Source organism: Mycobacterium sp. OTB74 (assembly GCF_029892685.1).
Classification (GTDB): domain Bacteria; phylum Actinomycetota; class Actinomycetes; order Mycobacteriales; family Mycobacteriaceae; genus Mycobacterium.
Genome location: NZ_JARXVD010000045.1, coordinates 1 through 5,411, shown reverse-complemented (window position 1 = coordinate 5,411; position 5,411 = coordinate 1). Strand labels below are relative to the sequence as shown.

The window sequence follows — 5,411 nt, the reverse complement described above, 5'->3', positions numbered from 1 at the left end:
GTTCGGGTGCACGACCTGCGGCACTTCGCGGGCACGATGACCGCGAGTGTGGGCACGCTGCGCGAAACGATGGACCGGCTCGGGCACAGCACGGTCAAGGCGGCGATGATCTATCAGGGCATCGCCGCCGGGCGTGACCGCGCGGTGGCCGATGGGCTGTCGGGGCTCGCGGCGGCGACGGCCGACGCCGAGACGGCACGTCAGACCGCCTGAGCGCCACCCTGACGGTCGTTCGGCTGGTGGCGTAGGTCGACGCTACTGGAACATATGTGACAGCAGTCGGCAGGGGATGCGGGTAGCGGGATCGATGCGTTGCCAATCTGGCAACGATGCGGGTACCGGATCACTGCTGGTAAGCGGCCTGCGCGGGCCGATGCTTTGCCATTCTGTCAACGAAAACCGTTATCCCAGAACGGCCATCGGATGACGCACTGTGAAATAGCCATAGCCAAAAGGCAATTCACGCGCGTAGTGTGACACTCGGCATTTTTTAAAGTTGACCCTTGGGCCGCACACCAGGGAGTGACGTAAAAGTACCTCCGGCTGACGGTAGCCGGTTGTCACCTCCGGCCCTTGGCATCGCCCTAACTGGTTAGTCCACTTGTTGTGCGACCAGACAGGGGTGCCCCATGGGTAAGAAACTCACTCTCGACGATGTTGCCGAAGAACTGTGCATGTCCAAACGCAGTGTGCGACGGCTCATTTCAACCGGACGACTACGCGCCTACCTCGTCGGCGAGCGGATGATCCGCATCGACCGCGACGACCTGGACAAGGCTCTCACGCCGATCACGCCGAGCGGTAAGGACTGGTGAGCCGACATGCCTTCCCGCACCTGCACACAGCACCAGCCCATCGCGGAATACACCATGGCGTGGGTACTCGCGGTCTACGACTTCGATCACGACATGTTGGGCATGTTGCATCACGACACCGCCAACAATCAGTTCATCTGTAACGACTGCGCCGCACGCGTAGCACGCCAACTTGCCTGCCTTGCAGCATGTTTCGCGACATTGGCCTATCAGGGCATGAGCACCGGAGAGTTTGCGCAGAAACTCGCCGAACTCATGACGCAGGCCGAAGCACTCAACAACTGACAGAACAGCGAACAGGCCGGGACACCACGCCCGGCCTGTTCACCTACCGAAAGTCATTCCCTATGACTGCTGACGATTCTACCGCCTACCACCGGGTACTGGACGCACTGCGCGACGCCGGGCTGACCGTCAAGCCAAGCAGCAACGGGCACGCGTCGGCGCAGTGCCCGGCGCACGACGACACGCACCCCTCGCTGAGCGTGAAGGCTATTGAAGGCTCGGCGCTACTGCACTGCCACGCCGGGTGCGACTGGCGCGACGTGCTCGCAGCGCTCACCCTCACCCCGGCAGCGCTGTTCGACGATCCGAGCGGCGCAACCTATCACTACCCTGACAACCGCATTGTGTGCCGAAGTCCCACAAAGCAATTCACCCAACGTGGCAACACCAAAGGCACCGCCCTGTTTCACGCCGACCGCATCGCCGACACCAAAACCGTCTATGTGGTCGAAGGTGAAAAGGACGTGCTGGCCGTCGAATCCGTGGGCGCTGCGGCCGTGTGCTCGGCGATGGGCGCGGGCAAGGCCAAGGGGGCCGACTGGTCACCGCTGAAAGGCAAACAGGTGGTGATCGTCGCCGACGATGACACCGTGGGATACCAACACGCACAACAGATTTGCGCACTGCTCGACGGAATCGCCGGCGAGTGCCGCATCGTGAAAGCCGTTGAGGGAAAAGACGTTTCAGACCACATCGCGTCCGGTCACACCCTCGACGAACTCGCGCCCGCAGACCGGCCACACTGGAATCCCCACGGCGACAACGCCATTGGCTGGCACGCCATGACCGGTGCAGCGTTCATCCTCGACGCGCCTCCGGTCATGCCTTCGCAGTGGGGCGACGGGCAACACGTGCTCTGGCCCGTAGGCGAACCGTTCATGATCGCCAGCTCGCCCGGCGTCGGCAAAACCACCCTGGCCGGTCAAGTGATCCGGGCACAACTGGGCATCGGCAGCAGCGACGTGCTCGGGCTGACCGTCGCCCAAACCAGCGGCAACATCTTGTATCTGGCGATGGACCGGCCACCGCAGATCAGCCGCTCGATGCAACGCCAATACACCGAAGATGACCGTAATGCCTTGCAACGCTTAGTGATTCGTACCGGCCCACCGATCACCGACCTGGCCAAAGACACCACACTGCTGACCCGCATGGCCGACTACTACCAGGCCACCATCGTCTACGTCGACAGCCTCAAAGACGCGGCGATCGGCCTGACGGAGGATGAAGTAGGTGCCGCGTACAACCGTGCACGCCAACACCTTACGGCCAGCGGTGTGCAGCTCTGCGACCTGCACCACACCCGCAAAGCACAGCAGGGATCGGGCCAGACCAAACAACTCGCCGACATCTACGGCAGCACCTGGCTGACCGCTGGCAGCGGCTCGGTGATCCTGCTGGTTGGTGACGCCGGGGATTTGGTGATCGGATTCGAGCATGTGAAACCGCCCGCCGAAACGATCGGGCCGCTGCGCCTGGTGCTCGATCCCGACACCGGAACGTTCCGCATCGACACCGAAACCGATCTGCTTCACCTGGTGGAACGTGGCCGGGCTGACGGGCTGACCGCACACGACGGCGCTCAACAGGTGTACGGCGTCGAGAAGCCCACCAAAGCGCAAGTCGAACGGATCAGGCGACGGCTCGACGAGTACGTGAGCACGGGCAAGCTGGTGCGTTTCGACGGGGAACGTGGCGGTGGTGAGCAACGGTGTCCAGCAACATGGTTTCAGGCGTGAAAAGCAATCACGCTCAATCACGTTTTTGGCAAAACCGCAGGTCAAGCAATCACGCGGCCACACCGGTTCCAAACCAATCACGCGGCAATCACGGCAATCACGTTTTTCGCGAAACCGCAGGTCAAGCAATCACGCTGACGGCCACGGCAATCACGCCGCAGGCAATCACGAATCCCCCCGGCACTAAGTAAAGGTGCCGGGGGTTCGTTGCCGGGCCGCCAGCAAAACAACGAAAGGAACATCAGCCCATGACCACCACCCCCGAAACGACGGCCTTCAAAAACTGGACAACCATCGGCGTCGTGCCGCTGCTCGCCGAATGGACGAACGTCTTCTACTACCCCAACGCGACAACCGAAACGGACCGGTGGTTGTGCGAACGCTGCCCGGCCCTGCTCCTACAGGAATGCACCAGCATCGAGGTGTGGCCCGATAACGCCGTGCGTTCCGTGCCCCGCGAGACACCACGCGAGACACGCGTGGTCTATGCAGCGACCGAACACGGCATACCGGGCACACTCTGCGAGGCCGACCTTGAAGAAGACCACTACATCGGCACATTTCCCGGTGGTGAACCCGACGCCGCAACGAAAGCCACACTCGCGCAGGAATTCACCGAACACGCCGAGCGAGTCCGGCGCGTAGCCGAGCTGCTCAGCGAACGGAAACGCGAGAACACCACATGACCGGAATCCTCACCGCCGCAGCGCATTTCCCCGAACTGCCCGGTGCCGCGTGCCGGGGCCGCTCCGACCTGTTCGACCAGCGTCCCGACCGCGATCCTGATCGCGACCGTGTTGAGGCACACGCCCTGGCGCTGTGCCGGTGCTGTCCCGCGTTGCCGCAGTGCCGGGAATGGTTCGACACCTTGCCGCCGCGCGATCGGCCAGCGGGTGTGGTGGCCGGGCAGATCAACCGGCGCCGGTACGCACGGGCCGGGCGGTGAATCAACGTGGAAAGAAAAAATCAAGTGGAAAGGAAAAATCAATGAGTTCACAAACTTTGGATGCGATGGACGTTGGCCTGCGGGGTGGCGACATGATCAACACTGTCGACGGCAGCCCCGTCGGGACTGTGTACCTCGACGTGCTGGCCGCTGATGACACGGGGATCACGCTGCGTTTCACCGTGGAACAGGCCTTAAGGCTGGCCGAAGACCTGGCCCATGCGACCCGCGAGGCATTGATGCATGAGGCCCTGTCCCGCAGGATGGGCACGCAATGCCCGCTCATTGCCCCGCTGAGCGATTCGCCGGGCCACCGGCATACGCAGTACCGGGAAGCCTTGTGCCGCACGGCAGAGCGAAACCCACCGGTCACCGGCTCGGCAGGTGTCGCATTATGCGACACCTGCGTTTGCTGATCGCGCTGTACCGTGCCTTTTCCGACGCCGCCGTCGATGCCGGTTGTTGTTTCAACTGCCCCATTGTGGGGCAGTTGCGTTTGCTGATCGCGCTGTACCGTGCCTTTTCCGACGCCAACGATCGGCGCAATTGCCCTGGTGCTCAACCCTTTTGCGGTCAGGCTCAGTCTGCGTGAGCGTTGGGAATTCGGCCGGATGATGCGCGCGCCAAGATACCCCCATGGTGCAACGTGGGCCATGGGTCGTGCCGTCCTGGTGACTTACGCAGCGTCGGTGTGCGCCAACGCTGTGGGCAGATAGCACCATCGTTGAAACCGGTTGCACCGCGACGGCTTTCGATCCGCATGGTGCGACCGGTCCCCACCACCGGGACCATCGTGCAGATGACATGGCATGTGGCCCACCACGATTCGCATTACCCGAACGTGAGACAGTCGATTATGCGCACTGTCCCACCTGAGACACCCGACGCCGGGGCATGGGTGCCAGCACAATTCAGAGCCGAATTCACAATTCGAATTCAACCCGAATTCAACGGCCAAAAAGAATGGCGACGTCCATTTATCCATGGCAATAAACAATGGCGAACAGGGTCGCAAAAGAATGGCGGCATGTCCCCAAAACAATGGCGGGGCGGGGGAGTTGAATTCGCTTCAAACAATGGTCGTGCGCCTCTTCGGCAGGCGACATTTTCGCGCCGAAATGCGAGCGTCCATTTTTTAGGCCTCTGACCTGCGACGATGCAGCGCAAAAGCCATTGTTTACGGGTCCGTGAAGGCGCGGAAATGCGTAAATTCGAATTGTATTACCTTATCGCCCGCCAAAGAATGGCTGGGAGCGCCGCAAAGAATGGCGTGGAGCGCCGGAAAACAATGGCGTCAACCGCGACATCAATGCGAATTCTGGACGAAAACACATTGTCCACGGTCATGGACAATTGCACGGCGCGGCGTGACCGTGCCAGACTCGACACCATGGGCGCGTTCAGTATCGGCCCGCACGGGCATATGACCGGCTATGTCAAAGGCTGCCCGCAGTGCCGTGAGTACGCGCGCACCGTCAAGCGTGAGCAGCGCATGCGGGGCCGTGGCAGGGCAGCACGGTGCACTGTGGTTCCGCTGCCGACAAAGCCCGGTTTTGTTGACATCACGCACCTGCTCGGCACGGTCGAATCGGCCACCATCATCGAATGTGAGCCCTACCAAAGCGA

7 protein-coding genes and 1 pseudogene are annotated in these 5,411 nt (G+C 61.9%); all 8 read left to right on the top strand.

Going from position 1 to position 5,411, the window contains the following annotated elements; all coding sequences use genetic code 11:
* Positions 1–213, top strand: a pseudogene (locus M2432_RS27785) (integrase); the annotation flags it as partial.
* A 416-nt stretch (positions 214–629) separates the two neighbouring features.
* Positions 630–815 carry a helix-turn-helix domain-containing protein gene (locus tag M2432_RS27780; RefSeq protein ID WP_280830073.1) on the top strand — a complete coding sequence of 62 codons (186 nt, stop codon included), beginning with the start codon at positions 630–632 and terminating at the stop codon, positions 813–815.
* A 6-nt stretch (positions 816–821) separates the two neighbouring features.
* Positions 822–1,100, top strand: a complete 279-nt coding sequence (locus tag M2432_RS27775; RefSeq protein WP_280830072.1) for a hypothetical protein — start codon at positions 822–824, stop codon at positions 1,098–1,100.
* 62 nt (positions 1,101–1,162) lie between these two features.
* Complete coding sequence (locus tag M2432_RS27770; RefSeq protein WP_280830071.1) at positions 1,163–2,839, top strand: AAA family ATPase; 1,677 nt, start codon at positions 1,163–1,165, stop codon at positions 2,837–2,839.
* Between the two features lie 248 nt (positions 2,840–3,087).
* Complete coding sequence (locus M2432_RS27765; protein ID WP_280830070.1) at positions 3,088–3,525, top strand: hypothetical protein; 438 nt, start codon at positions 3,088–3,090, stop codon at positions 3,523–3,525.
* Positions 3,522–3,785, top strand: coding sequence for a WhiB family transcriptional regulator (locus M2432_RS27760; RefSeq protein WP_280830069.1), 264 nt, complete (start codon positions 3,522–3,524; stop codon positions 3,783–3,785). Before M2432_RS27765 ends, M2432_RS27760 begins: the two co-directional genes overlap by 4 nt.
* 41 nt (positions 3,786–3,826) lie before the next feature.
* Positions 3,827–4,201: a hypothetical protein gene (locus M2432_RS27755; RefSeq protein ID WP_280830068.1), complete on the top strand. Its 375-nt coding sequence runs from the start codon at positions 3,827–3,829 to the stop codon at positions 4,199–4,201.
* A gap of 785 nt (positions 4,202–4,986) precedes the next feature.
* Positions 4,987–5,411: hypothetical protein (locus M2432_RS27750; RefSeq protein ID WP_280830067.1), on the top strand; the 425-nt coding region annotated here is incomplete at its 3' end.